The organism is Halomonas sp. Mc5H-6, from assembly GCF_024124705.1.
Lineage (GTDB): Bacteria > Pseudomonadota > Gammaproteobacteria > Pseudomonadales > Halomonadaceae > Vreelandella > Vreelandella subterranea.
In genome coordinates this window covers 379332-404482 of sequence record NZ_JAMXSI010000001.1, presented here as the reverse complement: position 1 = coordinate 404482, position 25151 = coordinate 379332, and the positions used below count along the sequence as shown (strand labels likewise).

General features: G+C 58.6%; 24 protein-coding genes. 5 read left to right on the top strand and 19 right to left on the bottom strand.

Going from position 1 to position 25151, the window contains the following annotated elements; genetic code table 11:
• Positions 1-25: 25 nt before the first annotated feature.
• The 6 genes from NH395_RS01870 to NH395_RS01845 all read right to left on the bottom strand — a co-directional run bounded on the left by NH395_RS01870 (position 26) and on the right by NH395_RS01845 (position 5748).
• Positions 26-499: a Na+/H+ antiporter subunit E gene (locus NH395_RS01870; protein WP_066320233.1), complete on the bottom strand. Its 474-nt coding sequence runs from the start codon at positions 497-499 to the stop codon at positions 26-28.
• Entirely contained in the window at positions 496-2013 is a 1518-nt protein-coding gene (locus tag NH395_RS01865) for a Na+/H+ antiporter subunit D (RefSeq protein WP_253022002.1), read from the bottom strand. The genes NH395_RS01870 and NH395_RS01865 overlap by 4 nt, the downstream gene beginning before the upstream one ends.
• Entirely contained in the window at positions 2010-2357 is a 348-nt protein-coding gene (locus NH395_RS01860) for a Na+/H+ antiporter subunit C (protein WP_253022000.1), read from the bottom strand. Before NH395_RS01860 ends, NH395_RS01865 begins: the two co-directional genes overlap by 4 nt.
• Positions 2345-2803, bottom strand: a complete 459-nt coding sequence (locus NH395_RS01855) for a Na+/H+ antiporter subunit B (RefSeq protein ID WP_253021998.1) — start codon at positions 2801-2803, stop codon at positions 2345-2347. The genes NH395_RS01860 and NH395_RS01855 overlap by 13 nt, the downstream gene beginning before the upstream one ends.
• Positions 2796-5123 carry a putative monovalent cation/H+ antiporter subunit A gene (locus NH395_RS01850; RefSeq protein WP_253021996.1) on the bottom strand — a complete coding sequence of 776 codons (2328 nt, stop codon included), beginning with the start codon at positions 5121-5123 and terminating at the stop codon, positions 2796-2798. The genes NH395_RS01855 and NH395_RS01850 overlap by 8 nt, the downstream gene beginning before the upstream one ends.
• A 106-nt stretch (positions 5124-5229) precedes the next feature.
• The gene (locus NH395_RS01845; RefSeq protein ID WP_253021994.1) at positions 5230-5748 is read right to left on the bottom strand and encodes a peptidylprolyl isomerase; all 519 of its coding nucleotides are present in this window, start codon (positions 5746-5748) and stop codon (positions 5230-5232) included.
• Positions 5749-5847: 99 nt separating this feature from the next.
• Here NH395_RS01845 and NH395_RS01840 point away from each other — a divergent pair, with 99 nt between their 5' ends.
• Positions 5848-7215, top strand: a complete 1368-nt coding sequence (locus NH395_RS01840; RefSeq protein WP_253021992.1) for an AmpG family muropeptide MFS transporter — start codon at positions 5848-5850, stop codon at positions 7213-7215.
• 3 nt (positions 7216-7218) lie between these two features.
• On the opposite strand, the gene NH395_RS01835 is transcribed toward NH395_RS01840, so the two are convergent.
• Positions 7219-9048 carry an SEC-C metal-binding domain-containing protein gene (locus NH395_RS01835; RefSeq protein ID WP_253021990.1) on the bottom strand — a complete coding sequence of 610 codons (1830 nt, stop codon included), beginning with the start codon at positions 9046-9048 and terminating at the stop codon, positions 7219-7221.
• Positions 9049-9199: 151 nt separating this feature from the next.
• Here NH395_RS01835 and NH395_RS01830 point away from each other — a divergent pair, with 151 nt between their 5' ends.
• Positions 9200-9793, top strand: coding sequence for a GNAT family N-acetyltransferase (locus NH395_RS01830; RefSeq protein WP_092830767.1), 594 nt, complete (start codon positions 9200-9202; stop codon positions 9791-9793).
• Here NH395_RS01830 and NH395_RS01825 read toward each other — a convergent pair.
• Positions 9790-11037, bottom strand: coding sequence for an AarF/ABC1/UbiB kinase family protein (locus NH395_RS01825; protein WP_253021988.1), 1248 nt, complete (start codon positions 11035-11037; stop codon positions 9790-9792). The two genes, NH395_RS01830 and NH395_RS01825, sit on opposite strands and share 4 nt — an antisense overlap.
• Positions 11038-11210: 173 nt before the next feature.
• On the opposite strand from NH395_RS01825, the gene NH395_RS01820 reads away from it, so the two are divergent.
• Positions 11211-13133: a DNA topoisomerase III gene (locus tag NH395_RS01820; RefSeq protein ID WP_253021986.1), complete on the top strand. Its 1923-nt coding sequence runs from the start codon at positions 11211-11213 to the stop codon at positions 13131-13133.
• Positions 13134-13186: 53 nt separating this feature from the next.
• On the opposite strand, the gene NH395_RS01815 is transcribed toward NH395_RS01820, so the two are convergent.
• Complete coding sequence (locus tag NH395_RS01815; protein ID WP_253021984.1) at positions 13187-13702, bottom strand: MgtC/SapB family protein; 516 nt, start codon at positions 13700-13702, stop codon at positions 13187-13189.
• A gap of 47 nt (positions 13703-13749) precedes the next feature.
• Entirely contained in the window at positions 13750-14655 is a 906-nt protein-coding gene (locus tag NH395_RS01810) for a LysR substrate-binding domain-containing protein (RefSeq protein WP_253021982.1), read from the bottom strand.
• Between the two features lie 120 nt (positions 14656-14775).
• Here NH395_RS01810 and NH395_RS01805 point away from each other — a divergent pair, with 120 nt between their 5' ends.
• On the top strand, positions 14776-15477 hold the full coding sequence (locus NH395_RS01805) for an NAD(P)H-dependent oxidoreductase (RefSeq protein WP_253021980.1): 702 nt from the start codon (positions 14776-14778) through the stop codon (positions 15475-15477).
• 85 nt (positions 15478-15562) lie between these two features.
• Here NH395_RS01805 and NH395_RS01800 read toward each other — a convergent pair whose 3' ends face one another.
• From NH395_RS01800 to NH395_RS01770, 7 genes are all read right to left on the bottom strand, one after another.
• The gene (locus NH395_RS01800; RefSeq protein ID WP_253021978.1) at positions 15563-16198 is read right to left on the bottom strand and encodes a LysE family translocator; all 636 of its coding nucleotides are present in this window, start codon (positions 16196-16198) and stop codon (positions 15563-15565) included.
• Between the two features lie 18 nt (positions 16199-16216).
• Positions 16217-16804: a class I SAM-dependent methyltransferase gene (locus tag NH395_RS01795; RefSeq protein WP_253021976.1), complete on the bottom strand. Its 588-nt coding sequence runs from the start codon at positions 16802-16804 to the stop codon at positions 16217-16219.
• A 47-nt stretch (positions 16805-16851) separates the two neighbouring features.
• Complete coding sequence (locus NH395_RS01790; protein ID WP_253021974.1) at positions 16852-17091, bottom strand: hypothetical protein; 240 nt, start codon at positions 17089-17091, stop codon at positions 16852-16854.
• Between the two features lie 13 nt (positions 17092-17104).
• Positions 17105-18433, bottom strand: coding sequence for a S8 family serine peptidase (locus tag NH395_RS01785; protein ID WP_253021972.1), 1329 nt, complete (start codon positions 18431-18433; stop codon positions 17105-17107).
• Positions 18434-18567: 134 nt separating this feature from the next.
• Entirely contained in the window at positions 18568-19929 is a 1362-nt protein-coding gene (locus NH395_RS01780) for a CHAD domain-containing protein (RefSeq protein WP_253021970.1), read from the bottom strand.
• Between the two features lie 52 nt (positions 19930-19981).
• Entirely contained in the window at positions 19982-20389 is a 408-nt protein-coding gene (locus NH395_RS01775; RefSeq protein WP_366064930.1) for a DUF2784 domain-containing protein, read from the bottom strand.
• A gap of 19 nt (positions 20390-20408) precedes the next feature.
• The gene (locus NH395_RS01770; RefSeq protein ID WP_253021968.1) at positions 20409-21020 is read right to left on the bottom strand and encodes a LysE family transporter; all 612 of its coding nucleotides are present in this window, start codon (positions 21018-21020) and stop codon (positions 20409-20411) included.
• 338 nt (positions 21021-21358) lie between these two features.
• On the opposite strand from NH395_RS01770, the gene NH395_RS01765 reads away from it, so the two are divergent.
• Positions 21359-22672, top strand: coding sequence for a DUF2254 domain-containing protein (locus NH395_RS01765; protein WP_253021967.1), 1314 nt, complete (start codon positions 21359-21361; stop codon positions 22670-22672).
• Positions 22673-22814: 142 nt separating this feature from the next.
• Here NH395_RS01765 and NH395_RS01760 read toward each other — a convergent pair whose 3' ends face one another.
• Together NH395_RS01760 and NH395_RS01755 are read right to left on the bottom strand one after the other, a co-directional pair.
• The gene (locus NH395_RS01760; RefSeq protein WP_253021965.1) at positions 22815-23927 is read right to left on the bottom strand and encodes a mechanosensitive ion channel domain-containing protein; all 1113 of its coding nucleotides are present in this window, start codon (positions 23925-23927) and stop codon (positions 22815-22817) included.
• Between the two features lie 285 nt (positions 23928-24212).
• On the bottom strand, positions 24213-25007 hold the full coding sequence (locus NH395_RS01755) for a 2OG-Fe dioxygenase family protein (RefSeq protein WP_253021963.1): 795 nt from the start codon (positions 25005-25007) through the stop codon (positions 24213-24215).
• Positions 25008-25151 lie beyond the last annotated feature (144 nt).

Sequence of the window (25151 nt, the reverse complement as noted above, 5' to 3'; positions counted from 1 at the left end):
GGCTCCCCTCCTATCAATGGCATTCTCAATGGAACAGCTCCAGAGCACGGCGCTCGAGCTCAGCTAGCCCTCGGCGCAGCTCGTCCTCGTCGTCGAGGAACATGGCATGGATATAAAGCACCCGGCGATCGTCGGAAACGTCCAGGCTCAAGGTGCCCGGCGTCAACGAGATGAGGTTGGCGACGAAGGCAATCTCGAAGTCGTTGCTCGCCTTGAGCGGCATGGCGATCACACCCGGTTTCATGTACCAGGGGGGCGTGATGATATCGAAGGCCACCTTGAAGTTGGCCAGCACCAGTTCCTTGAGGAAGAAGCCGATAAACCGTATGAGCCGCGGCAGGCGTTGTGCATGGCCGTCCAGAGCCGGTACATGGGGCTGAATCAACGCCAGCACCAGGTAGCCAAACAGCAGACCGGCGAGCAAGTTGCGTCCGCTGAAATCGCCGGTGAGCACCACCCAGGCGAAACCCAGCATCAGATTCCAGGCAGCACCGATCATGGAATCACCTCCCGGTCTTGACCCAGTACCGCCTCAATGTAGCGAGACGGGTCGAGCAATTCGGTCGCCGAAGCCTCGGCCAGGGAGTAGATCGGCTCGGCGTTGAGACCGATGAACACAGTGCACAGTGCCAGCCCCACCACGGGCGTGGTCATCAGCCACATCTCGCGCTGGCCAATTGCCGGGTAGGGATCGACGTCACCGTCCTCCGGGGGAGACTTCCAGAACACCTCGGCCCAAATCTTGATCATCGAATAAAGGGTTAGCAAACCCACCAGCAAGGCAATGAAGGTCACGCCCCAGGCTTCGGCCTCAACCCCCGCACGAATCACGATGAATTTAGCGAAGAAGCCGGACAGCGGCGGCATGCCCGCCAGCGACAGGGCCGGAATCAAAAACAGAACGGCCAGCCAGGGGTGGCTGCGATACAGCCCGCCCAACTGCTTGAGCTGGTAAGTCCCGCGCAGGCGACGTACGATGCCGCTGACCAAGAAGAGATTCGTCTTCACGATGATGTGGTGCATGATGTAGAAGACCCCGCCGATGATCGCCAGAGGCGTGAACAGCGCAAGGCCCAGGATCATGTAGCCGATCTGGCTGACGATGTGGAACGACAGGATGCGCCGGAACTCGAACTGAGCCGCCGCGCCCAGCACCCCCGAGAGCATGGTCAGCCCCGCCCCCCACAGCAGAATCTCATGGGTATAGCCAGGGCTCTGGTTGAAGATCAGCGTAAACACCCGATACAGGGCGTAGACCCCCACCTTGGTGAGCAGCCCGGCGAACAATGCCGAGACGGCTACCGGAGGGGTATGATAGGAAGCTGGCAGCCAGAAGAACAGGGGAAAAGCCGCCGCTTTGATGCCGAAGGCGACCATGAACATCATCGCCAGGACATCGACCATGCCGGTATCTTCCAGGGCACCCAGGCGTCGGGCGATGTCGGCCATATTGAGGGTGCCGACCATACCGTAGAGCAAGCCCACGGCTACCAGGAAGATCACCGAGGACACCAGATTCAGGGTCACGTACTTGATCGCGCCCTCCATCTGCGCCTTCTCGCTGCCGAGGATCAGCAGCGCGAAGGAAGCCACCAGCATCACTTCGAACCAGACGTAGAGATTGAAGATGTCGCCAGTGAGGAAGGCCCCGGCCACCCCGGCCAACAGCAGATGCATCAGCGGGAAATAGCCAAACTTCTCATGCCCTCGGCCGGCAGTGGCCAGCGAGTAAAGCGCAACGGCAAAGCCGATGATGCCGGTTAGCACCACCATGATGGCCCCCAGCAGGTCGGCCACCAGACTGATGCCGAAGGGTGCCTGCCAGTTGCCCATATGCATCACTAGAATGCCGTCGCGGTTCACCGTGGCGAGCAACCAGCAGGCAGTAACCAACAGGCTACCGGTCCCCGCCACGGCGACGAAGCGTTGCATGCCCCGGGAACGCCAGAACACCAGCGAAACGGCCCCGGCAAACAGCGGGATCAGAATAGGTAGTGCAATCTGGGGCATCACGTGTCGGTATCCTTCATCTTGTCGAGGTCATCGGCGCGAACGATCTCCCAGGCACGCCGCACCAGTACCACCGCAAAGGACAGCACGCCGAAGGCGATGACGATAGCAGTGAGCACCAGGGCCTGAGGCAGCGGATCGGCGACCACCCCCGCGGGAGCGGTCATTCCCTCGGGCACCAATGGCGGTGCACCGCGGGTCAGCCCTGCGGTGACAAAGATCAACAGGTTGGCGGCGTTGGAGAGCAACATCAGGCCGATTACCAGCTTGACGATGGAGCGGCGCAGCATCATGTAGATGGCGGCAGCAAACAAGATGCCGATGGTCACGGCCATCAAGGGTTCCATGTGGTCTCCTCCGGGTCGGGTTCATCCTCGTGGTCGTTCTTGATTAGCGCGGTAATGGCCGTGAGCACCGACCCCAGCACCACCAGATAGACGCCAATGTCAAAGATCAGCGGCGTCGAGGCCTTGAAGTCGATGATCGGGATGGTCCACCATTGAGCCGTAAAGAAAGGGTCGCCGACCCACCAGGCAGGCAACGTCGAGAGCACCCCGAACAGCAGGCCCATGCCGACCAGGTCCCGGGGAGAAACCTTGAGGATGGCGTGCATGGCCCGTCGCCCGAAGGCGAAAAGGTAAAGGGCAAAGGCCCCCGCCGCCACCAGGCCAGCGATGAACCCCCCGCCCGGCTCGTCATGGCCACGCAGCAGCAGAAACACCGAGAACAGCAGCTGCAGCGGCATCAACAGCCGCGCGGCGACAGTGAGGATCAGCGTTCCCGGTTTAATCATCGTATCTCTCCGTCGGGGTCGCAGACTTGACCTCGTACTCATCGGCATGGAAGCGCATCATGGCATAGACCCCTATGGCTGCCAGGGCCAACACGAACATCTCTCCCAGGGTATCCAGTGCCCGGAAATCGACCAGGATGACGTTGACGATGTTATGGCCATGGCCCAACGGCTGACTGTTCTCGACCATATAGTCGGAAATCCTCGGCAGCCGCTCGCCGCCCAGCACCGAGAGCATCAGCAGGGTGACCATGGTGCCCATCAAGCAGGCCACCACCAGGTCACGCAGGCGCTCCGCCGTCGTGGAAAGCGTGGCGAAACGCGGCAGGCGAAATAGCACCAGAACCAGCAGGATCACCGTCAGGGTCTCCACCAGCAATTGGGTAATGGCCAGGTCCGGCGCGCTGAACAGCACGAAGGTCAGCGCGATGGAGAAGCCCATGATACCCACCGCGGCCACCGCGGCCAGGCGCGAACGCATCACGCAAGCTGTCACCGCCCCGGCCACCATCAGCCCCGCCGTCACTACCTCATGGAAATAGGCGTCCACCGAGAAGGGAAAGCTCGGCGAGTGCCGGAAGAACAGCGCATGCCCCACCAGACCCAGCAATACCAGCAGGGTCATCACCAGGTAGTTGCGGATGTAGCCGTTCTGCAGCATCCGCGTCTGCCATTCGGCGACCGTCACCAGACCGCGCATCATGGCCTCATAGCCAGCCTCAGGGCCACGGGCCATAAGCGGTTCCAGCCTTGCCAGAGCGGCGCGCACCCGGTCCCAATGGCGGAATACCAGAATACCCAGCACGAGGCTCACCAGCGACAGCACCAAAGGCAGATTGACGCCGTACCAGAGCGTCAGCTGCGCCGACACCTCACCGGTGCCGATCCCCGAGGCAGTCACCGATACCAGACCATCCAGCAGGCCCGGCGCCAGGCCGAAAACCAGCGACAACCCAGCCAGCAGCGCAGGCCCCAACAGCATATCCGGGGGTGGGTCATGGGGAGAGTTGGGTGTCGTGCGACGCTGCCCGAAAAAGGGCCGCAGCACCACGACGGCCGCCACCGCCAGCGTCAAAAAGGCCGCCGTGAAAGCCAACAGCAGAATCAACCAGCGCCAGGCGTCGGCCCCAAGCACCGCCTTGAACATCAGTTCCTTGCCCAGAAATCCCAGCAACGGCGGCAGCCCGGCCAGGGACACCGCGGCTACCGCGGCGATCACGGCGGTGCGCGGCATCAGGCCGCGCAAGCCGCCCATGGCGGTGACGTCCTTGGTGCCGGTCTCGTGATCGAGGATACCGGCGACCATGAACAGCGCACCTTTATAAAGAGAGTGAGCGAGCAGAAAGACCACGAAGGCGGTCAGGGCACCCTCGGTGCCGATGCCCAGCAGCATGGTCAGGGTGCCCAGCGCCATCACCGTGGAATAGGCCAGCAGCTTCTTGATGTTGGTGTGCTGAATGGCCAGGAAAGCCCCGGTCGCCATGGTCAGGGCACCCACCAGCGACAGGGTGATCACCCAAGGCTCGGTGCCGCCCAGCGCAGGGTGCAGGCGCGCCAGCAGGTAGACGCCCGCCTTGACCATGGTCGCCGAGTGCAGATAGGCGGAGACCGGCGTAGGCGCGGCCATGGCGTTGGGCAACCAGAAATGAAACGGGAATTGAGCCGACTTGGTAAAGGCACCGATCAGCACGCAGATCAGCAGCGGCGCATAGAGAGCGTGCTCGCGCAGTGCGTCTCCCTGGTTGTTGAGCTCAACGAGTGACCAGCTATCGCCGGCCACTCCCAGCATGACGAAACCGGCAAGCAGCGCCAGCCCTCCGCCTACGGTGACAAAGAGCCCCTGCAACGCCGACTTTCTGGCCTCCGGGTCGGTATGGTTGAAACCGATCAGCAGGTAGGAGGTGATGCTGGTGAGCTCCCAGAAGACAAACAGCGTCACCAGGTTGTCGGCCAGCACCAGGCCCAGCATCGACATCATGAAGGCGGTGATAACCACCAGGAAACGGGCAAGATCGCGATGGCCGCGCAGGTACTCACCCGCATAGACCAGTACCAGGGCACCGATCACCGTGATCAGCATCGCGAACAGCCAGGCCAGGCCGTCGATGAAAAAGGTCAGGCTGATATCTAGCCCCGGCACCCAGGCCCACTCCAGCAACAGCGGCTCGCCCGCCAGTATCTCCGGGGCAAGCCCGAGCAACCAGACGGCCATCAGCGCAGGATATGCCGCCATGACGCGTGCCGTGTGCTCACCGAACCAGCGATGCAGCAGCGGGGCTACCGCCGCCAGCAAAAATCCCATCAATAAGGCAAGTTGCATCTGGCGGTATCTCCTGTGTTTTCGCCCCCACGTTCAAGCAGCAAACTGTAGACTAGTCAGCGCTGGCTTGCCAATCAACGGTTTAAAGCACCTTTTAAAGTACCTTCTAAAGTACCTTGCGGTCTTCCACATTGTTGTGATCGGTATCCGGCGGCAACGGATGACCTTTGGCCAGTTCCGCTCTCGTTGCCTCACGGGTGGTGAGGACTCTGACCTGGTAACGCAACGTATGGCCTGCCAGCGGGTGGTTGGTATCGATACTGACGTTGTCCCCGTCCAGGCCGAGCACGGTCACGATCTGCGGCCCGGCTTCTCCTTCGGTTTGAAAACGACTGCCCACCTCAAGCTGAGTATTACCGAAAGAGCCACGGCTGACCGTTTGTACCAACGACTCGTTATAAACGCCGTAGGCGTCTGCCGGGGCCAGCGTTACACTGAGCTCGGCACCGACAGGCTGGCTTTCCAGGGCACGCTCAAGCCCGGGTAGGATATTGTCATGGCCATGCAAATATTCGAGCGGCTTGTCCCGCGCCTCGGAATCATCCAGCAGTTGCTCGCCGCCATCATTCAACACGTCATGCAAACGATAGTGCAAGGTAACCACCTGATGTGTCGAAATCGACATACAAAACTCCTCTCCGGTAAGCTGTTGGCCGTGTGTCCAAGCGTAGGCACAGCTTACCATCAGGCCGCTGTCACCGTCTTACCCCAGGAGTCGCATTTCATGCCCACCCCTATGCCCCAGCGCAGTTGGCGCGCTGCCCTGGCGATTTATCTGCGCGCCCCGGTCATTACCATGCTGTTTTTGGGGTTTTCCGCCGGACTGCCCTTCTTGCTGGTGTTCTCGACGCTTTCCGCCTGGCTGCGTAGCGACGGCGTCGAGGTCGCGGCGATTGGCTTTTTCGCCTGGGTAGGTATGCTCTACTCGATCAAGTTCTTCTGGGCACCGGTGGTCGACCGTCTGGCGCTGCCGGTACTCACCCGCCATTTCGGCCAGCGACGCGGCTGGATGCTGCTCGCCCAGGCCATGATCGCCGGCGGGCTCGTCGGCCTCGCAGGGCTCGACCCCGTAGGCAATCTGGGCTGGGTCGCGGCCTTCGCACTGCTGGTGGCCTTCGGTTCCGCCACCCAGGATATCGCCATCGATGCGTTTCGGATTGAATCCGCCGACGACGATGTGCAAGCCGCCATGGCGTCCACCTATATCATTGGCTATCGCGGCGGGTTGATCGCCGCCGGTGCATTGGCGCTGTATATCGCCTCGGCGGTGTCCTGGCAGGTGGCGTATCTGACCATGGCGGCACTGGTCGGCATCGGCGTGATAACGGTGCTGCTGCGGCCGGAACCCAAGCGCGCCTCGTTGACGGTGCAGTTGATTCACGAACCCAAGGTGCGGGCCTTTATTCGAGCCAGCCGTGGCCAGCCCAAAATACTGCGCAGAATGGGCGCCTGGGTGATTGGCGCCATCGTCTGCCCGTTCACCGACTTTTTCCGCCGCTATGGGATCAAGGCGCTGTGGCTGTTGGTGTTTATCGGCGTGTTTCGCATCAGCGATCTGGCCATGGCCTCGATGGCCAACCCGCTCTACATCGACTTGGGGTTTTCGCTGGAGACCATCGCCAACGTGACCAATGTATTCGGTATCGTGATGAGTATTGCGGGGGGGATTCTCGGCGGGCTGCTGGTGGCGCGCTACGGCATTGGACCGCTGCTGATCTTTGGGGCGGGCATTGTCATGGTCACCAACCTGCTGTTTGCGGCCCTGGCGCTGATCGGCGATCAACTGCCCATGCTGGTACTCACCATCACCGGCGACAACCTCGCCAACGGCCTGGCCAGCGCGGTATTCATCGCCTTTCTCTCCAGCCTGACGTCCCGCGCCTATACCGCCACCCAGTACGCGCTGTTCTCTTCGTTGATGACGCTACCCGGCAAGTTTCTCAGTGGCTTTGGCGGGCTCGTGGTAACTGGTCAGGGCTATGCCAGCTTTTTTGTGCTGGCCACCCTGCTCGGCCTGCCCGCCATTTTGCTGGCCATCTGGATAAATCGCGACAAGCAGCTCGTTCCCGCCCCCGTTGCTGGCACCCATTAACACTTACCGACTCCCGGGACGATGGGCATCGAGCCAGTCCAGCGCCCCCTGGGTTGTCCGCCACTGATCGCGCATTAGCGTGCGGTACTGCCAGGCCTCGGCGCGTGAGCCGGGGTCAACCTGACCATCGGGGTGCGGCATGACCGGGCGCGGGTTTTCAGCGCAAATCATATCCAGCGTATGGCGATTATGGGCGACCACCTCCTTGAGCGAACGTTCTGCGGCCTCGTGATGGCCAAGGCGGTATAGCGCCAGCGTGCGACCCATCAGCAACCCAAGTTCCAACGAGCTATCGCTGCTGGCTTGTTCGGTAAGCGCCAGCGCCTCTTCATTACGGTCGTCGCGCAGCAGCTGGTCCAGCACCAGTTCGCTCAGACCCAGGCTGTCCTCTTGGTCGATCGCCAGGAGTTCTTCAGCCAGTTCGCGTGAATGCTGACGCGCGCCACGCTCCATGCCCACCACCAGGGCCAGACCAATGCGCAACAGGATGGCGTTATTGGCATCGTCCCAGCGCAGGCTACCTTCGCCCTCAGCGCGCGCCTGGGTCAGCCAGCGCGAAAGACGCTTGGCAAGCGGAGCGAGCAGACTGGGCGCCATCCACGGCAAACTGCCAAAACGGCTGGTGAGGGCCAGCGTCAGGTCCTGCACCACTTGCGGCGCATCCAGCCACTCGGGATGGGCGCACAATGCCGACATCCACTCCACCGCGTTGCCCCAGGGTTCGCCTCGGAACCCCAGCGCTACGTCGTCATCCACCATGACCTGAAACTGCTCGTGCCAGGCGGCGAAAAGCGTCGCTTCGCGTGCGCTGACGTGGTACTCCAGATGCCCGGTATCAGGATTTGGAGTGATGTCGATCTTCGGCGCAGTGGGCAGCGCGGCGAGCAGCGCCTGCAATGAAATCAACGGCGTTGCCAGGTCTTCCTCAGCGCTGAGCAATTGATCCGCCAGGGTCGCACCGGGGTTGTCGGCCAGCGCCGCCAGGAAGTCCAACTGATCGTCGTCAAGATCGCCCTGCCGGACCAAGCGGCGATACCAGAAATTGGCGCGCTCCTTGGCTTCACGCTCGTGCCCTTCATGCAACAACAGCATGGCTTCGATATACGCCAGCGTCGGCGAGTCAGGCAATGCCTGCTGGGCTTTGACAAAGGCTGCTCGGGCACTGTCAAGGTCATCGTTGTCCAGGTGCGTCAGGCATAGCCGTTCAAGTGCCACCCCGCGCAGGAACAGCGGCCCGCGTTCCAATACTTCATCCAGCAGGTCGGCACGCTTGCGGGTAAAACCGCGCTCCTGGTAAATATCCAGCAGAATTTCGAACGCGGGCTCTGCCTGCTCAGGCAGCCGCGACCAGTCGCTGCCATCGAACAGCGATTCAAGAATCTGCATGGCACGGCCGCTCTGGCCGCTTTCGGCGGCGATCAACCCGGCCTCGAGCAGTGCCTGGGGCAGCGCGCGCTGGCTCTCCAGCGCGGCTTTCAGGGTCGCGCCCTTCCACTCGCGCAGTGAAAGCATCCACATCATCTGCTCGGGGATTTCAGTGGGGAATTCGACCTGCGCGCAGCACTGCTTGTACTTGTGCCCTGAATCGCACCAACAGGGTTCGTTGCGACCGGGCGTGGCCAGGGGCTCGCAGGCAAAATCCAGCCGTTCCAGTGGCGTTTGCGACCATAAAATAGGGGCAAGCGCCTGGGCCGTCGCCAGATCACCATTAAAATATTCCGCCCCCTCGGCACGCACCCAGGTCATAAAATCGGGATAGTGTTCATCCTGCCTGATTGCCGAGAGTGCCCCGGAGGCAAATCCCAGCAGCTGATCGACCCATACCGCCAGCATTGCCGTCTCCACTTATAAAAGACCCTATTGAAAAGCGACATAGTCTAGCATGACCATTGGGGGCACGCAGAGAGGATTGGCAAGATCGCCAAGGGCTGCGCGGGCAGCCCTTATACCCAGCCAAGCAACGCTTTATCAGGAGAGCAAACCAATGGACACGCTAACACTGACCACCTGCCAGGGGGCCGAAATAACGCCTCATGTCCAGGCACTGGCACGCCTGCGCATCGAGGTATTTCGTGATTACCCCTATCTGTACGATGGCGACTTAAGCTACGAAGCGGATTACCTGGGTCGCTACGCGGATAATCCAGACAGCCTCTTCGTTCTGGCCTTCGACGGCGACTCACTGGTGGGTGCCGCCACCGGACAGCCCCTGGCCGATGAAGTCGACGAGTTCCGCCGCCCGTTCGAGGCTAATGGCATTACCCCCGCGAGCGTGTTTTATTACGGCGAGTCGGTGCTGCTTCACGCTTACCGTGGCCGCGGCATTGGCAAACGCTTCATGGCCGAGCGCGAGGCGCATGCCAAGCTGAAGGGATTTGATATTGCCGCCTTCTGCGCTGTCGAGCGCCCCGCCGACCACCCGCTCAAGCCATCCAACTATCGTCCGCTGCACGGCTTCTGGAATGCCCAGGGGTACCAACGTCACCCGGAACTCACCACCACTTTCGCCTGGAAAGACATCGGCGAAAATGAAGAGAGCCACAAAACGATGGTGTTCTGGATGAAGCGTCTGGATTAAGCCGCTCGGACCCATTCAAGCAGGGGTGCCGTCCGCGAGTGCATATCGAGCCGTGCCCGCAAGCGCACCAGGTTCCAATAATGGCCATTCAGGGCACGGGAAAGCAGCAGCGTATCGGCGGGGGGCTGCAGGCGGTCCATGGCCGCCCATACCTTGGGCGTCAGTTCGCGCAGGCGGCGATGGACACGCACATCGCTGAAGTCCTGTTCACCGGGGCTAAACAGCGGCGCCACACACTCAGCGGATTCGCGGTAAAGCGACAAGGGAGCCCCCTGCCCCTGGCGGCCGCCCATTTGCATCAGCGCTTCATCCATCGCCATCGGGTCATGGGCAAGGGTCGCATCGAGGAGCTGCATCATTGCTTTCAGGCGAGCCTCGGGCACCGGAATCACGGCGCCGAAATCGTAAATCACCAGTCGACCTTGGTCATCGGCCGCAAAGTTACCCGCGTGCGGGTCAGCGTGCAGCTCGCCATAGGTGAACAACTCTTCAGTGATCCAGTCCGCCAGGGCCGACGCGACTTTCTGACGAGTATCATCGTCGGCGCTATCCAGCTCACGTAGCGGCGTGCCGTCGACAAAGCGCATGGCGAGCACGTGCTGGCCGGATAGATCAAACAGCGGCTCAGGAATGACCAGGCGCGCGTCTTGCTGATAACGCTCGCGGTAGCGCGCCATCGCGTCGGCCTCAGCACGATAGTCGAGCTCATCGCGCAGCCCCGCCGCCAGCTCTTCAAACAGCGCATCCAGCCGCGCCTGGGGAACCTTGAACCAGCGGCCAAGGCTCATGATACGCCTGACCTGCTTGAGATCACTTTCCAGTACATCCGCTAACCCAGGGTATTGCACCTTTAGCACCACCGTCTCGCCAGCATGGGTGACCGCCTTGTGCACCTGCCCCATGGAAGCGCTGGCAAAGGGGCGCTCCTCAATTGCCTGGAAATGCTGTTCAATATCGCCGTACTGCATCACCAGCGCCTCGCGGATGCGCGGCCAGGGCATTGGTTCCGCCTGGCGTTGCAGGCGCGCCAGCTCCTCGGCAAGATCCGGCGGCAGCAGGTCATCCCACTGGGACATGATTTGCGCCAGCTTCATGGCCGGGCCCTTCAGCTCGGAGAGACCCTCGAATAGTGCCTCGCCCAGGGACCGCCAGTCTGCCTGGCCACCCAAGCGTGTCTTGAGCAGCGCTCCGCCGGTGCGAGCACCCAACCCCATCAAACGTCGTGTTCTTCCGCGATCTCGCATTTAAGTCGCCTCGTTGACCATATGACATGCAGCTTACGCAATCCGGTTAAATTATACAAAAGCTATACGAATAATCGCCACATGTCATTTTTCAGACAACCTTTCGCTATGCTCACCGGCATACGGTGTCTGTTACCATATTCCTACGTTACACAATTTAAGGCATCTCCCGTATGCGCTTGATTATCGCCGAAAAACCCAGCCTTGCCCGAGCGATTGCCGAGGCGCTCCCCGGAAGTGCCAGGCGCCAGGAAGGCGCGATCAGTTGCGGCGATACCACGGTGACCTGGTGCCTGGGCCACCTGCTGGAACAGGCGGCACCGGAAGCCTACGACCCCGCCGATAAACAGTGGCGGCTGGACCGGCTGCCCATTGTGCCGCAGCAGTGGAAACTGATGCCGCGCTCAAAAGCCCGAGGCCAACTGGCGGTGATTCGCAAGCTGATCAAACAGGCCAACGAGGTTGTTCATGCCGGTGACCCGGACCGTGAAGGTCAGTTGCTGGTACAGGAAGTGATCGACTACATGAAGTACCGCGGCCCGGTACAACGGCTGCTGATCAGCGACCTCAACAGGCCCGCCGTCAGCCGCGCGCTTGCCAGCCTGCGACCCAATGCCGAGTATCAGCCCCTGTTCCAGGCGGCCCAGGCCCGGGCTCGTGCTGACTGGCTGTACGGTATCAACCTGACCCGCGCCTGGACCCTCACCGGCCGCCAGGCGGGCCACGACGGCGTGCTTTCCGTGGGCCGTGTGCAAACCCCGGTACTGGGCTTGATCGTGCGCCGCGATAACGCCATTCGTGATTTTGTGCCCCACCCGTTTTATCACCTATGGGTGGATCTCAAGGTCGCTAAGGGCCAGCTGCGCGCCTGGTGGGTGCCCAAGGAACACCAGCCGCTCGATGATCAGGGGCGCTTGATCGACCGCCAACCCGCCGATGCGTTGGCAGGGCAGCTACCCGGCGCCTCAGGTCAACTGACAAAGCTCGACCAGCAGGAGAAACGCCAGGCACCGCCGCTGCCCTACTCGCTGTCTGCCCTTCAGGTCGATGCCGCCCGCCGTCACGGGCTTTCCGCACAGGTGGTGCTGGATATTTGCCAGCGGCTATACGAGCAGCACAAGCTAATTACCTACCCGCGCTCCGACTGCCGCTACCTGCCCGAAGAGCACCTTCCGCTAGCCCAGCGTAGCCTGAGCGGCGCCTGCCAGAACGACGATGCGCTTCAACAGTGGCTGAAAGGCGCGGACTTCTCGCTACGTTCCAAGGCCTGGAATGACAAGCAGGTAGGCGCCCACCACGCAATCGCCCCCAGCGGCAAACCGGCCGACTTTAGCCAGCTCTCCGCCACCGAAGGCCATGTGTTCCGACTGATCGTACGCAACGTCATGGCCCAGTTTTATCGTCCCCTGCGCACCTTTGAGGTCAAGGCCGAGTTTACGCTGCTTGATGAGGCCTTCCACGCTCGCGGCCAGAGCATCCTCGACCCCGGCTGGAAACCGCTGTTCACCACCCGCGATGAAAGCCCGCCGCTGCCGCCGCTCACCCAAGGAGAAGCCTGCCAGGCGCTGGGGGCAGGCGTTGAGGAGAAGGAAACCCGCCCGCCGGAACCCTTCACCGATGCCAGCCTGATCAAGGCAATGATGAACATCGGCCGCTACGTGGACGACCCTGCCGTGCGCCGCACCCTGCGCGACACCGACGGCCTGGGCACCGAAGCCACCCGCGCCGGTATTATCGAAACGTTGGTCCAGCGCGGCTATCTGGTACGCCAGCAAAAGGCCCTGCGCGCCACCAAGCTCGGCAGCGCCCTGATCGCCGCCCTGCCTGAAGCGGTCAGCACCCCCGAACGCACCGCACTCTGGGAACAGCGACTGCGCGCCATCGCCGAACTGCAGGACGACGCCAACACCTTTCAGCAGGCGTTACTGGATGACTTGCGTGGCCTGCTCAACCATAGCGATGCAGGGAAACTCAGGCAGAGCCTGCAAACGGCACAAGGCGTAGCCAGTGGCCCGGCGAAGCGCTCAGGCAAGCCGAGAAAGCGTTATAGTAAGAAGAAAACCAATAGTAGGAGTAATAAAACAACAGTTCAGTAAAGCTAACGCCTTATCGACTTGGCAGCTAATGGGGCAATGGTCATTTGGTGCCCTCAAACATCAGAATCATCTTCATCATCCCCTAAGTGTGACGCTTTTTTCTTGCTGATGGGGCGCGAAAAGAAAGGCACCACGTAAAGCACCATCCAGGCCAGCAGCGTACATAAAACGGCTGTTTGCTCACGCCCCAGACCAACGGCTATCCCAATGGCCGCCGTCAGCCAAATACCGGCCGCCGTGGTGAGTCCTGACGTGCCTTGTTCGTCTTTGCGGGTAATGATGGTGCCTGCACACAGAAAACCGATGCCTGCAATGACACCCTGAATGACACGACTCATCTCTGCATCAGAAATACCCGTCTGCTCAGGAATAAAAATGAATAAAGCAGCGCCCATGCAGACAAGCATGTGGGTCCGTATACCGGCCGCCTTGCCTCGCTGCTCTCGCTCGAGCCCCAGCAGGCCACCGAGAACAGCTGCCAATAGTAGTCGGATCACCACAACGATGAGTTCGCCTAAATCGTTGAATTCCGAAAACTCGGAGGCGATGATAGCTCTGATTGCTTCCACCTTTTCACTCCTGTTGATCCAGTCTGGTAGCTCTTCATATCCAAACGTCAGGGCGATGGCGCACAAAGCCCACCCGGCACCGACTTCACCCACTCCCGTATAGCCAGAATCGTCGGATCATCCCGGCGGCTTTCCGGGTAAACCAGAAAAAACGGCTTGCCTTCAAATGCCGGGCCGAAAGGTTGCACCAGGCGCCCTTCCTCCAATTCATCCTTAATCAACTGGCGACTCATCAGCGCAACGCCCTGTTCACCCACGGCAGCTGAAATAGCATGGGTTTCGTCAGAAAACACCAGACCGGCACTAACGTCCAGTCCGGGCACCTTTGCCTCTTTTTGCCACGCTGCCCAATCAAGCGGCGAAGAAATGGCCCCCTGACTACTGAAGTGAATCAATGGGTGCAACGGTAAATGCGCCACCTCGTGCAGACCAAGGCGTGGACTGCAGGTCGGGATGAAGGTGTTATCAAATAATTTTTCCGCCGCTAACCCTGGCCAGCGACCATCACCATAACGAATGGCAATATCTGCCGTTACCCCATCCAACGCTACCGGCTCGTGAGAAGCATGAATGCGCAGATCAATGTCGGGATGCGAGTCACGCAGTAGGCAAACCCATGGCAGCAACCAGCGCACCGCGACCGCAGGCGTCGTGGAAAGCGTAATGGTCTGGCGAACGGGCACAGCGCTTAGCCGCTCGACCGCGTGACTGATGCTGTCAAACGCACCTTCCAACACCTGCAGCAGCTCCCGGCCCTGGGAAGTCAGTTCCAACTGGCGTGGTTTACGCACAAACAAGGTAATGCCGAGTGTTTCTTCAAGCCCACGGACCTGGTGACTAATGGCAGTGGCCGTCACTGACAACTCCTGTGCCGCCTGCTTGGCACTTTCATGACGGGCAGCAGCCTCAAAAGCGCGGAGTGCCGAAAGTGAGGGTAAACGTCGATAGCTCATGAATGAATTTTAATCACCTATAACGGCAAGAAAAGATCGTTTGTTCGCCTCTACAAGCAAGGCCTACGCTGACTCTGTTGTTAATCATAGATGAGTTCAGTTCAGATTAGGAGACCAATCATGGCACATATTCTGCAGATAGATGCCAGCGCCCGCCCCGGTATTGCGGGAACTGATAAGCACGGCTCCCATAGCCGCCACCTCACCCAACGGTTTGTCAGTCAATGGCAATCAGGTCGCCCCCATGACACGCTAACTTATCGCGATATTGGTCAAAACCCGCCGTCCTTTATCAGCCACGATTGGATCGCGTCAGCGTTTACGCCTGAAGACCAGCGAGAACCCTGGATGCAGGAAGCGTTGGCAGAAAGCGACCTATTGGTGGATGAATTAATTGCTGCTGATATTGTGGTGATTGGCGCGCCGCTCTATAACTTTGGCATGCCAGCCGCCCTCAAGGCGTGGATCGATCAAGTGATAAGGCTTGGTCGTACAGTGGATCTCGATGCTACCAATCCCATTGCCCCTCCCATCCCAAAGCTCACGGATCGGCCAAGGCATGCCATCATTCTAAGCGCTAGAGGCGGTATAGGCTTTGACCCTGGTGGAGAAATGGCGCATATGAACCACCTCGAGCCAAACCTCGCCACAGCGCTTGGCTTTATTGGCATTACCCGACTCCACTACATCGCCATTGAGGGGCAGGAAGCGGGCGGTGAGCTAATGGCAAACTCTGTGGCCGAGGCGATAGGCAAGGTTGAAGCGCTGGTCGATAAACTACAGATGTCGCTAGAGACCACTCCGATATCCGAACCGGCCTAGATCTCCAAGGGAGCTATTTTCAAGTAAACAGCCAAGATTAATAGGTGCGGTGATCGCAAACCCAGGATATCCGCACCTTTTGAAGCTATTTAGCACTAGCGGCGAGTCGTGCACCTAACGCCACAAACAGCGCTCCCAGACTTCTATCCATCCATAAACCAACGCGTGGTTTGCTTTTCAGAAACGCACCCAGCTTAGCTCCAGCTAGCACCAAAGGGGGTTCTACGACAGCTGCCACCACAATAATCAAGCTGCCATGCAATAAAAGCTGCACTTGGGCAGTCCCAGCGCCCTCGACGATAAACTGCGGCAAAAACGCCAGGAAGAATAAGGCCACTTTGGGGTTTAGCGCTGACACCATCACCCCTTGCCGATAAACAGATGAGAGAGCTTTGCTATCCTTCTTTTCCGCTGCAATAAATTGATCGCCCCGTGAGAGCAGCATTTTAGCGCCCAGCCATATCAAATAAGCAGCACCTGCCCATTTAACAATCGAAAATGCCAATGCGGAGGTGGCCAAAATAGCAGAAAGGCCAACGGCAGCCATCACCACATGCAGCGCCGCGCCTGTCCAAACCCCGAACATGGCGGCAACACCATGTTGTCGTCCGCTACGTAACGTTTGCCCCAAAATGTAAGCAATATCTGGCCCTGGCGACAAATTAAGCAATAAAGCCGCAGATAGGAATGTCATCCAGTGAAATAATGTGTAGTCAAACATGCATGCTTCCCTCTGCGCTTAGTGACTGAGCGTAGCCAGGAACTGCCCATTCCCGACGGGTACTGTGCAGGTAGTGACATCAGCATCTGCCGATACCAACGTCATAAAAGAGTCCATTTCATCGGCGTGGGACGTGGCGTTGTCAACGACAAGAAGCCCGCCCCTGCGTAGTAAATGTTTAAGGGTAGGCCACCAAGCCACATACGCCGAACGTTTGGAATCCAGAAAAATAAGGTCATAGCTTTCGTCATGCAGGGCGCCGATCAGGCCGCCTGCTTCCCCACGCAGCTGGGTGATAAACGCAGAGAGGCCAGAAAGTTCAAAGTTCTTGGCGGCGAGTTCAAGCTTGAAGTCAGATTGCTCAATAGTTGTAACGTGCCCGCCAATCTTTTGCGCCGCCTGAGCCAGCCACAAGGTGGAATACCCGTTGGACGTGCCAATCTCAAGCACACGCTGAGCATTGGTTGCCTGGGTAAGCACCAACAGAAACTCCCCGGTATCACGGGTGATATTCAGCATTCGCTGTGGGCGCTCGGCGATTGCAGCATCGTTTTCCTGCCCAAATTGTTCTAATTCGACTAGCAGCGCTTGTAATGACTCGCTCAAACCCACCCCCCCCCTTTTCACTCCGTATTGGCTAATAGCCAGCTGTCTTACCACGTCTCTTCAGAGCCCGGCGGCCCCACATCGATCTGCATATCAGGGGCAATATCCACCACCCCTTTTACCCTTTTTAGCCGCTCAGCCGCGACCTCATCTGCCGACCCGGTAATACACCCGACCTCTTCGAGAATCTCCTTAACGGTCAACCCCTCCTCACTAAGGCGTGCGGCGATGTCATTGATCGATTGATCGTTAGAAATCGTAATTATCCATAGCGCTATCTTCGGCATCGATCATCCTCTCTTAGGGCGCTTGTACCAATCCGGCACCAATGCGGGATTCACGCGATGGCAGCGTTTGCACCGACGCCACCAACTGTTGCCACAGCTTCATCCCGCGCAATGACGAGTCAGACTGCGCCCAGAGCGCCGCGCAGCCTGCTACATGAGGCGCCGCCATGCTGGTGCCACTGATCGTTTTATGGCGACTCGGCCGTGGCCAGGAAGAAAAGATATCCCGCCCGGGCGCGGCAATCTCGATTTTGCCATGATTGGAAAAACGGGAAGGCATCAGGTTCTCATCGAGTGACGCCACGGACATGACGCTAGGCGAATTGGCGGGCGCACCGGTGCGTGCAGAGGCATTGCCCGCGGCGGCGATGACCAGGCACCCATTACGCAGTGCCGCCTCACCCGCATGAGTGTAGGCGGCCTGTACCGGGCTCTGGCTGCCGAGGGACATCGAGATCACTTCGCAGCGCTGGGCAATCGCCCAGTTCAAGCCTGCAAGTACGCCCGCTCCGGTGCTGCTGCCCGAGTTGGTCAGCACCTTGCCGACATGTACCTGGGCATCGAACGCGATCCCATAACGCCGGATATTGTCACCGGGCTCCTGAGGACCACAGGCGGTGCCGATACAGTGCGTGCCGTGCCCATTGATATCTTGAACCGGCTCCCCGACGAATGAGCGGGTAACGAACTCCCTGCCAGAGAAATCCGGGTGTCCAAGATCCACCCCGGTATCCAGCACGGCGACTTTAATTCCAGCGCCACTCCAACGGCTTTGCGGCACCTTGCACTGGCTCAGCCCCCAAGTCACCTCAAGCTCGTCCACCTCGCGTGACTCATTGCGCTCGTTACTATCAAGATCAACACCGAGGTCGCGCGCGATGGCACTCGTTGCCCGCAAAAAACCCCGCAGGTACTCAGATTTTTTAGAATCAGAGCTTTCAGAAAACGCAAAATACTCGGGCTCAATAATTTCGATCGGGCTGTCCGCTGCGATCTTATCGAAAACACTCATCCCGTGCTGTGCTAGGGCGCCACCGCCAACCAGTGCGACACCCAACGCCGGGAACACCATCGCCTCAGCATCTCCGGCCTCTTCCAGGCTGACGGCCTGATCGGTAAAGTCGCGCGCATCAGCCACCCGAAAGTTCTGAGCCTTGAGTGCCTTGATACCCTCTTCGACTCTTCCCTTGTGGTAACTGATAAGAAAGCGTCCCGTTTCCAGGCAGCTACCGCCACGCTCCAGAGCGGCCAGCAAAAGTTTCTCAGTGCTACAGGAAACAGAGTTAAGTGGCCCGCTCGAGTCAGAAGGCGAGCTGCCGCTTCCTTGAGGTTTTTTAGCCATCCTAGGCCTCCTTTTGCATTCGACTGTAAAACGTTATGATTCAAGTGCTTGATTATGGAAACCCTTGCGTCGTCATGTAGAAACTCACGGCTTTAGCTTAACGCACCTGGTGATCTTCGCCAGATTGGTGTCGCTTAGCGGGCCAATGGCGACAACGCCAACACCTCCTTGCGCAGTTCATGCTTCGACTTCTCTAACGAGGCGCCCCATGACGCGCACTCTTCCTTCTGTTCAGAGTCGTTGTCCGGACTTTCGCTGAAGGCACTCAGCCAGGCCTGCCGAGTACATAGATCCTGAAAGTCACCGAGCAGGCGCTGGCGGCGCTTCAATTCTGCCAGAAAGGGCTTGGAGCGCTTTGGATTCAGATCGGCCAGATAACGGATGCGCTTCACGCCCTTGCGAAGTTCGTGCAAAGCAGTGTCAGAGCTATCTGAAGACAGTGCTGCCAGACCCTCATCGTGACGCGCAATGCGCTTATTGAGCACCGCCTTGATGCGCTTGGGTGTCAGCTTGGCGAGCGCCTTACTCACGTCATCGGAAGCGATAAACCTCTGCCAGTTTTGCATTTCCTCAGCGTAGGCTGGCGCGCTTAACTGCTCGCAAAGGGCTTGGTGCCCTGCCCGCTGGCAATCCTGCAACCATTGCTGCAACCCCTGATAAGTCGCGGAAGAAAGCGGCGGCGGCGTATCGGCAATATCCTCCAGAAACACATCAAGGTCGCGGAGGTCACTGGTGGCCCGGGCACGGTGCTTGAGCCGTTTGAGAATTTTTTTCAGGCCAGGCACTTTGGTAATGGAACGTATGGATTCCCCCACGGCTCGGCTGCGACGCAGGTTAACCCGGTACTGATGCAAAAATTCAGCATCAACGCCCGCCATCACCCCTGGCTCAAGGGCCCTGACCATCCGGCACTGGTGCGTGAGCATGGCTCGGAGTTGTTTAGACGTGCTGCCCTTGCGATCAGGTGGCTTGGGGGCAAGACGCTTGAAAAGTGAATAGCTGGCCTCTTCCGGGGTCAGCCGCCCCACCAGCTCCGCACAGCCCTGTTCCATGGCTGACCAGGGCGTAAAGGGCAAAGTGAAATGCAGCACGCTGCCGGTAGGCAGCGAAGTCGGCGTTGCCTCATCGAGCCAACGGGCAAGATCAACCAGTGCCGGGTTGTGACCAATGACCAGCACTTTTTCAAGCTCATCAGGCAGTGCGTTGAGCCATGCAAGCAGCTCTTCACCATCGAAGGTGTAGAGAGCGTCATCAAGGTGAAGCTGATTGATGAGTGCGCTTTCAGGCAACTGCGCGGCGATGTCGTCGAGGGTTTCCCGCGTACGCGCCGCCGTGCTGACGTAAACCTGCCCCTCCAATGCTTGCCAGCGCTGTAGCACAGGCGCCATTGCCGTCGCCTGACGTTTTCCCCGTTTACGCAACGGCCGTTGGTGGTCGGTCATGTTGCCACTGGGCTGCTTGGCCTTGGCGTGACGCATTACGTAAAGGTGCCGCATGTGTGCCTCCTTATTGCGACATGCTTCACAAAGCCTAGTACACACCCCTATACTAGTGAATCCGTTTATCCGGCTTGACCACCCACCAGCTTGTCAGCACCAAGCCGCCAAATACGCTGTAAACGATGCCAAACACCCAGTCCGGGGCGCTGTAGTAAAGCAGGCTATGCAGCCAATGCTGAATAAAAGACCCGGCATAGGTGGCCGCCCCCGCCTCGGCTCTGAGCAACATCTCCCAGGTCGTCAGCGGGCAGATCATTCCCAGCCAGGCTTGCCCCACGACGTAACCGATGGCGCATAAGTGCACGATACGAAAAACGCGATGACGCACCCACTGCCACGCCAGGAAGTACCCTGCGTAAATAGCCAACAGGCCAAATACCACGAAGGCTACAAATAGTACGTGGAGTATCAGGATAACGTCTGCGAGTAACAGCAGTAGCCACTCTTCAGATATCACGATTCATTCCATGGACGCTTCAGGCCCGCAATGGCAGCGCTGTGCCAATTGCCATGAAAAGACCTCCACAAACGCGATTAAACCCACGCCCGGCACGCTCTAACCAGTGCCGGATACGGCTAGCGGCGCTTGCAAGGATGAATTCCGCCAAAAATTCCGTCATCACGAAGGTCGTGGCCATGATCACAAACTGATGCACCAGGCTATTTTGCGGGTCGAGAAACTGCGGCAAGAAGGCGCTAAAGAACAGCAGCACTTTGGGGTTTGTTATCGAGGCAAGCGCCCCTTGGCGGAAAAGCGACCAACCGCTGGTCACCCTTTCGTCAGCATCAGCTGTCGTGGAAATCGGCGGTGAGCGCCATACCTGAATACCAAGCCAGATGAGATAGGCACCCCCTACCCACTTGAGCACGGAAAGCCAGATGACGGAAGACTTGACCAGCGCCCCAATGCCAAACATGCAGAGGGCTATCACGATGACAAACCCTATCGCACCGCCTGAAATAGTGAACAGCGTCTTGCGACTTCCGTGAAGCACCCCATGCGTCAAGGCGAGCAGCCCATTGGGGCCAGGCGACAGCGACAAGCCCACACAACTGACGAAATAGATCAACCACATATCGAGCTGCATTGATAAACTCCTGAACACCCATCATTAAGTGCCTAAAAGATTCAAGCACTCGCTGCCGACGATAATCGGTAATCCTGGCATACCTGGCCGATGGAATGCACTTTTTACTACGCTTATGCGGCGCTCGCTGTATTCCTCCACATCTCGGTAGGGCGTACACTCTCAAGATATCGGTTCTCGCCTGGGCGCTTGTTGGGTTGCCTAGGTGGGTGCAGGCACGGGAGTACGAAGACAGCATATATGTGGCCGTTAGCTCGACTGGGTTCGACGTCTGACAGCCCCTTAGATTTTCACAAGTCGGCCTCAGAATTCTGAGCCTAACCACAGAGAATGGAACTATGGCTCAATCAAAGCTGTTCACCCTGGACAAGTTACGCTTTGCTTTTGGTCGGATTAACGAGCGTCTTTGGGTCAAGCCACTGCTCCTTTGCGTGCTTTCTATTGGCGGTACATTCATCGCTATGCTCGCTGACACGATGGGGCTGTCGAGTGTGCTACCCGATATCACCCTGGCGTCTGTCGAATCGCTACTGACCATCATGGCATCCAGCATGCTGGTGATTGCGACATTTGCAGTCGGCTCCATGGTCGCCGCTTATGCATCTGCCAGCACCGGGGCTACGCCCCGCTCCATCCCGCTGGTGATTGCGGATGACGTTACCCAGAACGCATTGTCGGCGTTTATAGGCGCCTTCATCTTCAGTATTGTTTCGCTGATAACCCTCCAGAATGACATGTTTGACGCGGCAGGCCGGTTTGCAATCTTCGCACTCACGCTTTTGGTGTTTGCTATTGTCATCGTTACGTTCGTTCGCTGGGTGGACAGAATCGCCCGGCTAGGCAAAGTGGTGAATACCATTGAGAAAGCGGAAAAGGCAGCAGGCGACGCACTGGACCGCCGCCGACATGCACCTTCGCTCGGCGCGTTGACAGCCTCCCCGCATCAAGCGGCTAATAAGGGCGTTCCCATCTGTTCTTCAAAAGTTGGCTATGTCCAGCATATCGACCTGGAGGCATTACAAGCCTGTGCTGAAGCGCACAATTGCCACGTAACGGTAGCGGTACTGCCGGGTACCTTTGCTCATACACGCCTTCCACTGCTTCATATTGATAAAGACGTCGAACAATGCAAGGCGTTCGAGAAAGAGGCTTTTTCCAGTGCCTTCACAATTGGCTCAAGCCGTACCTTTGAAGATGATCCTCGCTTCGGGCTGCTGGCGTTGTCCGAAATCGCCGACAAAGCGCTGTCGCCGGGCATCAATGACCCGGGAACCGCGATAAACGTTATTGACACATTTGTGCGACTATTTACCCTTTGGCAATCCCCCGTAGAGATAGACCGGTTGCAAGCGATTACCTACCACCGTATCTCAGTGCCAGAACTACTGATCGACGATCTGTTCGACGATGCCTTTACGGCAATTGCCCGGGACGGCGCGGAGATGGTTGAGGTGTCGATCCGATTGCAGAAAGCCCTGTTCGCTCTGGCCGGAACAGGTTACAGTGCGATGGTGGCGGCCGCCCGAAAACATTCAAGAATGGCACTGGCCCGTTCAGAAATCGCCATGTCGCTTCAAGACGATATCGATGCTGTGCGCAAAACTGCTGAGTTTTCGGCATGGCCCCCCATAACAGAACCAAACTCACCATAAAGGGTATTCGACTCGATTGATCCCCCCTTTGCCGCGAACCCCGTAGCCCATGATCAACAGCCACCTTGGCCATCATCACCGGCCAGTCCCAGGTAAGCACCTACCATTCATGTCAACCGAGAGACTGTTAAGCTACACCCACTCAAGGCTTGGAGCCTCCGGAAGGTTCGGAACGATTCAGTATGGCGCCGCCCTCAAACTCCGGAGCCGTATTTTCCAATCGCGCCCGAAGGCGGGGTAGTTGCGAGGGGTAATGCTGCTGTATAAACGTCACCAGCCCTTCACGAATAGCGCATCGCAGATCCCAATTCTGGTTGGAGTTAGGTGCACTCATAAGGAAGCGCACCTGTATCGCCTGTTCATTGGCGTCGGTCACCTGAACCGTCGCCACCTTGCCATCCCACTGCTTCATCGTATCCAGCAAGCGCGAGAACTCCTGGCGCAGAGGCTCAATGGGCATGGTGTAATCCACCCAGATAAAGACCGCGCCCTGCAAATCCGCTGTGTTCCGCGACCAGTTCTGGAAAGGGTTCTCGATAAACCACTGCAACGGTACGATAAGCCGACGCTGATCCCACACCCGCAGGACGACATAGGTTGCGGTCACTTCCTCGACCCAACACCACTCGCCCTCCACAATCAGCACATCATCAATGCGGAACGGCTGGGTGAGCGCAATCTGAATGCCCGATAACAGGTTACTGAGTACCGGCCGTGCCGCAAAACCAAGGACAATACCGCCAACACCGGCAGACGCCAGCAGACTGGCGCCTACTTTCTGTACCGGTTCGAAGGTCATCAGCGCGGCACCGAAGCCCACGATGACAACGAGGACATTCAGGCAACGGACCAGGAAGCGTGTCTGTGTCTCTACCTTGCGGGCCCGTTTCCACTGTCCTTCCAACACCGGATTCAGAAACACGATAACGTCGCCAATGACGGAGGTCAGACGAACGGCCGCCCACGTCAGTGACAGAATCAGTAGCAAAGTGGCCATCTGCTTCAACGGACTCAAGAGCAACAGGCCATCCGGAGCGCCATCAAGCATCGCCCTGAGTACCAGCAGGCTGATAACCAAGCCCAGCGCCTTGTCAACCGCGTCCAGAAATAGCCGGGGGACGGTTCGCCGTTTCGAAAAATGGCGGATCACCGCTAGTGTCAGCCGGTAGAGGAAGTAACTGGCGATCACGGCAAGCAACGTCAAGATGCCCGGCAACATCCAGGCCTGTAAACCAGCTTCCAAAGTTTTCAGCATTGCCCTTCCTTATATACGGTGGCCCCAGCCCGAATAACCTAAAATATGCGATTCGGAAAGGCCAGAAAGTCACCCACAGACTTTGATAAATCTCTGCAACTGTACGCACTTATGAAATTAGCGTCTCTCCCAAAGATCCTCTTCGGATGTTGCGCCCTCTGCCACGCTAAAGGCACTCGCGGACACGCTGCACCAGGCGCTGCGTGTTATGCCTGGCGCACAACCAAGACGCCCCCGGCATTCCGGGGGCGTGGGTGTTGCTAGGTTCTGAATTTACCGAGAGTGTCATTCGCTCTCATTGAGGACCGCGTCCGGGAAGTAACGACGCAACATCCGATTCTGGAAGTCGTCCACGAAGCGGCTGTTGATGATGATGATGAACCGCTCGAAGGGTGCCTCGCTGTCGAGCTGTTTGATTCCATCGACACTGTGGAATAGCCGGTCATCGCGCAGATGAAGGATATCACCCGGATCCATGGTGATATCGACCAAGGGTTGCGTGCCGGCCTTGTCTGCGTAGAGGTGGTTCTTAGCGCCCGCCACGTTTTCCCGATTGATGACCAGAATGCTGAGCGCCTTGCAGCCATCGGCATGAATTCCCTGTCCCTGAAGGGGGTCGATGTTGCCTTCTCCACGAACACCGGTGATCTGCATCAGAATGGGTTCGTGCGCACCGATACTCCACAGCCTTGCCCAGGCGCGAACGAAGGCCTTTACATCGGCGCGTAGCATGAACTCCCGAGTCAGCGGATCATAGTATCGCAGGCGATCCGCCATGCTTTCCGCGTCGTTGAAGGCCCCTCCCTGGGCCATGGGGCATTGGCCCATATCCTCGACATCTCCCTGATCATTCAGGGCAAGCCATGACATCCGCTTCCATCGCTGGTTGACATAGGGATCGCGCGGCAGGTCAGCGGTAAACCCCTGCCAGGCGGTCAGATCGATTCGCTCCCGAATATCGGTTTTCGCCCAATCCTGTTGTCTCAGCGCCCCGGTTACTCCCGGATTCCAATAATCGGCGAGTGAATCGGCAGGCATGGAGGTGGGGTCGAAACCGTGCTTGAGGGTATCGAGTTTCATGTTGGTACTCTCCTGTTAACTGGGCAGAATTGCCCGGTGTTGCCGGTGTAAACATCGCGGTCAACAGGAGAAAAATGAAAAGATTTGCAAGGATAAGTCAAAGAAATGTACTAAATAAGCATGATTTTTTTGAAAACAGTATCA

Bases quoted from the DNA above. Each gene is read 5' to 3' on its own strand.
- NH395_RS01870 (WP_066320233.1), bottom strand. From the start codon at position 499: ATGATCGGTGCTGCCTGGAATCTGATGCTGGGTTTCGCCTGGGTGGTG.
- NH395_RS01860 (WP_253022000.1), bottom strand. From the start codon at position 2,357: ATGGAACCCTTGATGGCCGTGACCATCGGCATCTTGTTTGCTGCCGCC.
- NH395_RS01855 (WP_253021998.1), bottom strand. From the start codon at position 2,803: ATGATTAAACCGGGAACGCTGATCCTCACTGTCGCCGCGCGGCTGTTG.
- NH395_RS01850 (WP_253021996.1), bottom strand. From the start codon at position 5,123: ATGCAACTTGCCTTATTGATGGGATTTTTGCTGGCGGCGGTAGCCCCG.
- NH395_RS01845 (WP_253021994.1), bottom strand. From the start codon at position 5,748: ATGTCGATTTCGACACATCAGGTGGTTACCTTGCACTATCGTTTGCAT.
- NH395_RS01840 (WP_253021992.1), top strand. From the start codon at position 5,848: ATGCCCACCCCTATGCCCCAGCGCAGTTGGCGCGCTGCCCTGGCGATT.
- NH395_RS01835 (WP_253021990.1), bottom strand. From the start codon at position 9,048: ATGCTGGCGGTATGGGTCGATCAGCTGCTGGGATTTGCCTCCGGGGCA.
- NH395_RS01830 (WP_092830767.1), top strand. From the start codon at position 9,200: ATGGACACGCTAACACTGACCACCTGCCAGGGGGCCGAAATAACGCCT.
- NH395_RS01825 (WP_253021988.1), bottom strand. From the start codon at position 11,037: ATGCGAGATCGCGGAAGAACACGACGTTTGATGGGGTTGGGTGCTCGC.
- NH395_RS01820 (WP_253021986.1), top strand. From the start codon at position 11,211: ATGCGCTTGATTATCGCCGAAAAACCCAGCCTTGCCCGAGCGATTGCC.
- NH395_RS01810 (WP_253021982.1), bottom strand. From the start codon at position 14,655: ATGAGCTATCGACGTTTACCCTCACTTTCGGCACTCCGCGCTTTTGAG.
- NH395_RS01805 (WP_253021980.1), top strand. From the start codon at position 14,776: ATGGCACATATTCTGCAGATAGATGCCAGCGCCCGCCCCGGTATTGCG.
- NH395_RS01800 (WP_253021978.1), bottom strand. From the start codon at position 16,198: ATGTTTGACTACACATTATTTCACTGGATGACATTCCTATCTGCGGCT.
- NH395_RS01790 (WP_253021974.1), bottom strand. From the start codon at position 17,091: ATGCCGAAGATAGCGCTATGGATAATTACGATTTCTAACGATCAATCG.
- NH395_RS01785 (WP_253021972.1), bottom strand. From the start codon at position 18,433: ATGGCTAAAAAACCTCAAGGAAGCGGCAGCTCGCCTTCTGACTCGAGC.
- NH395_RS01780 (WP_253021970.1), bottom strand. From the start codon at position 19,929: ATGCGGCACCTTTACGTAATGCGTCACGCCAAGGCCAAGCAGCCCAGT.
- NH395_RS01770 (WP_253021968.1), bottom strand. From the start codon at position 21,020: ATGCAGCTCGATATGTGGTTGATCTATTTCGTCAGTTGTGTGGGCTTG.
- NH395_RS01765 (WP_253021967.1), top strand. From the start codon at position 21,359: ATGGCTCAATCAAAGCTGTTCACCCTGGACAAGTTACGCTTTGCTTTT.
- NH395_RS01760 (WP_253021965.1), bottom strand. From the start codon at position 23,927: ATGCTGAAAACTTTGGAAGCTGGTTTACAGGCCTGGATGTTGCCGGGC.
- NH395_RS01755 (WP_253021963.1), bottom strand. From the start codon at position 25,007: ATGAAACTCGATACCCTCAAGCACGGTTTCGACCCCACCTCCATGCCT.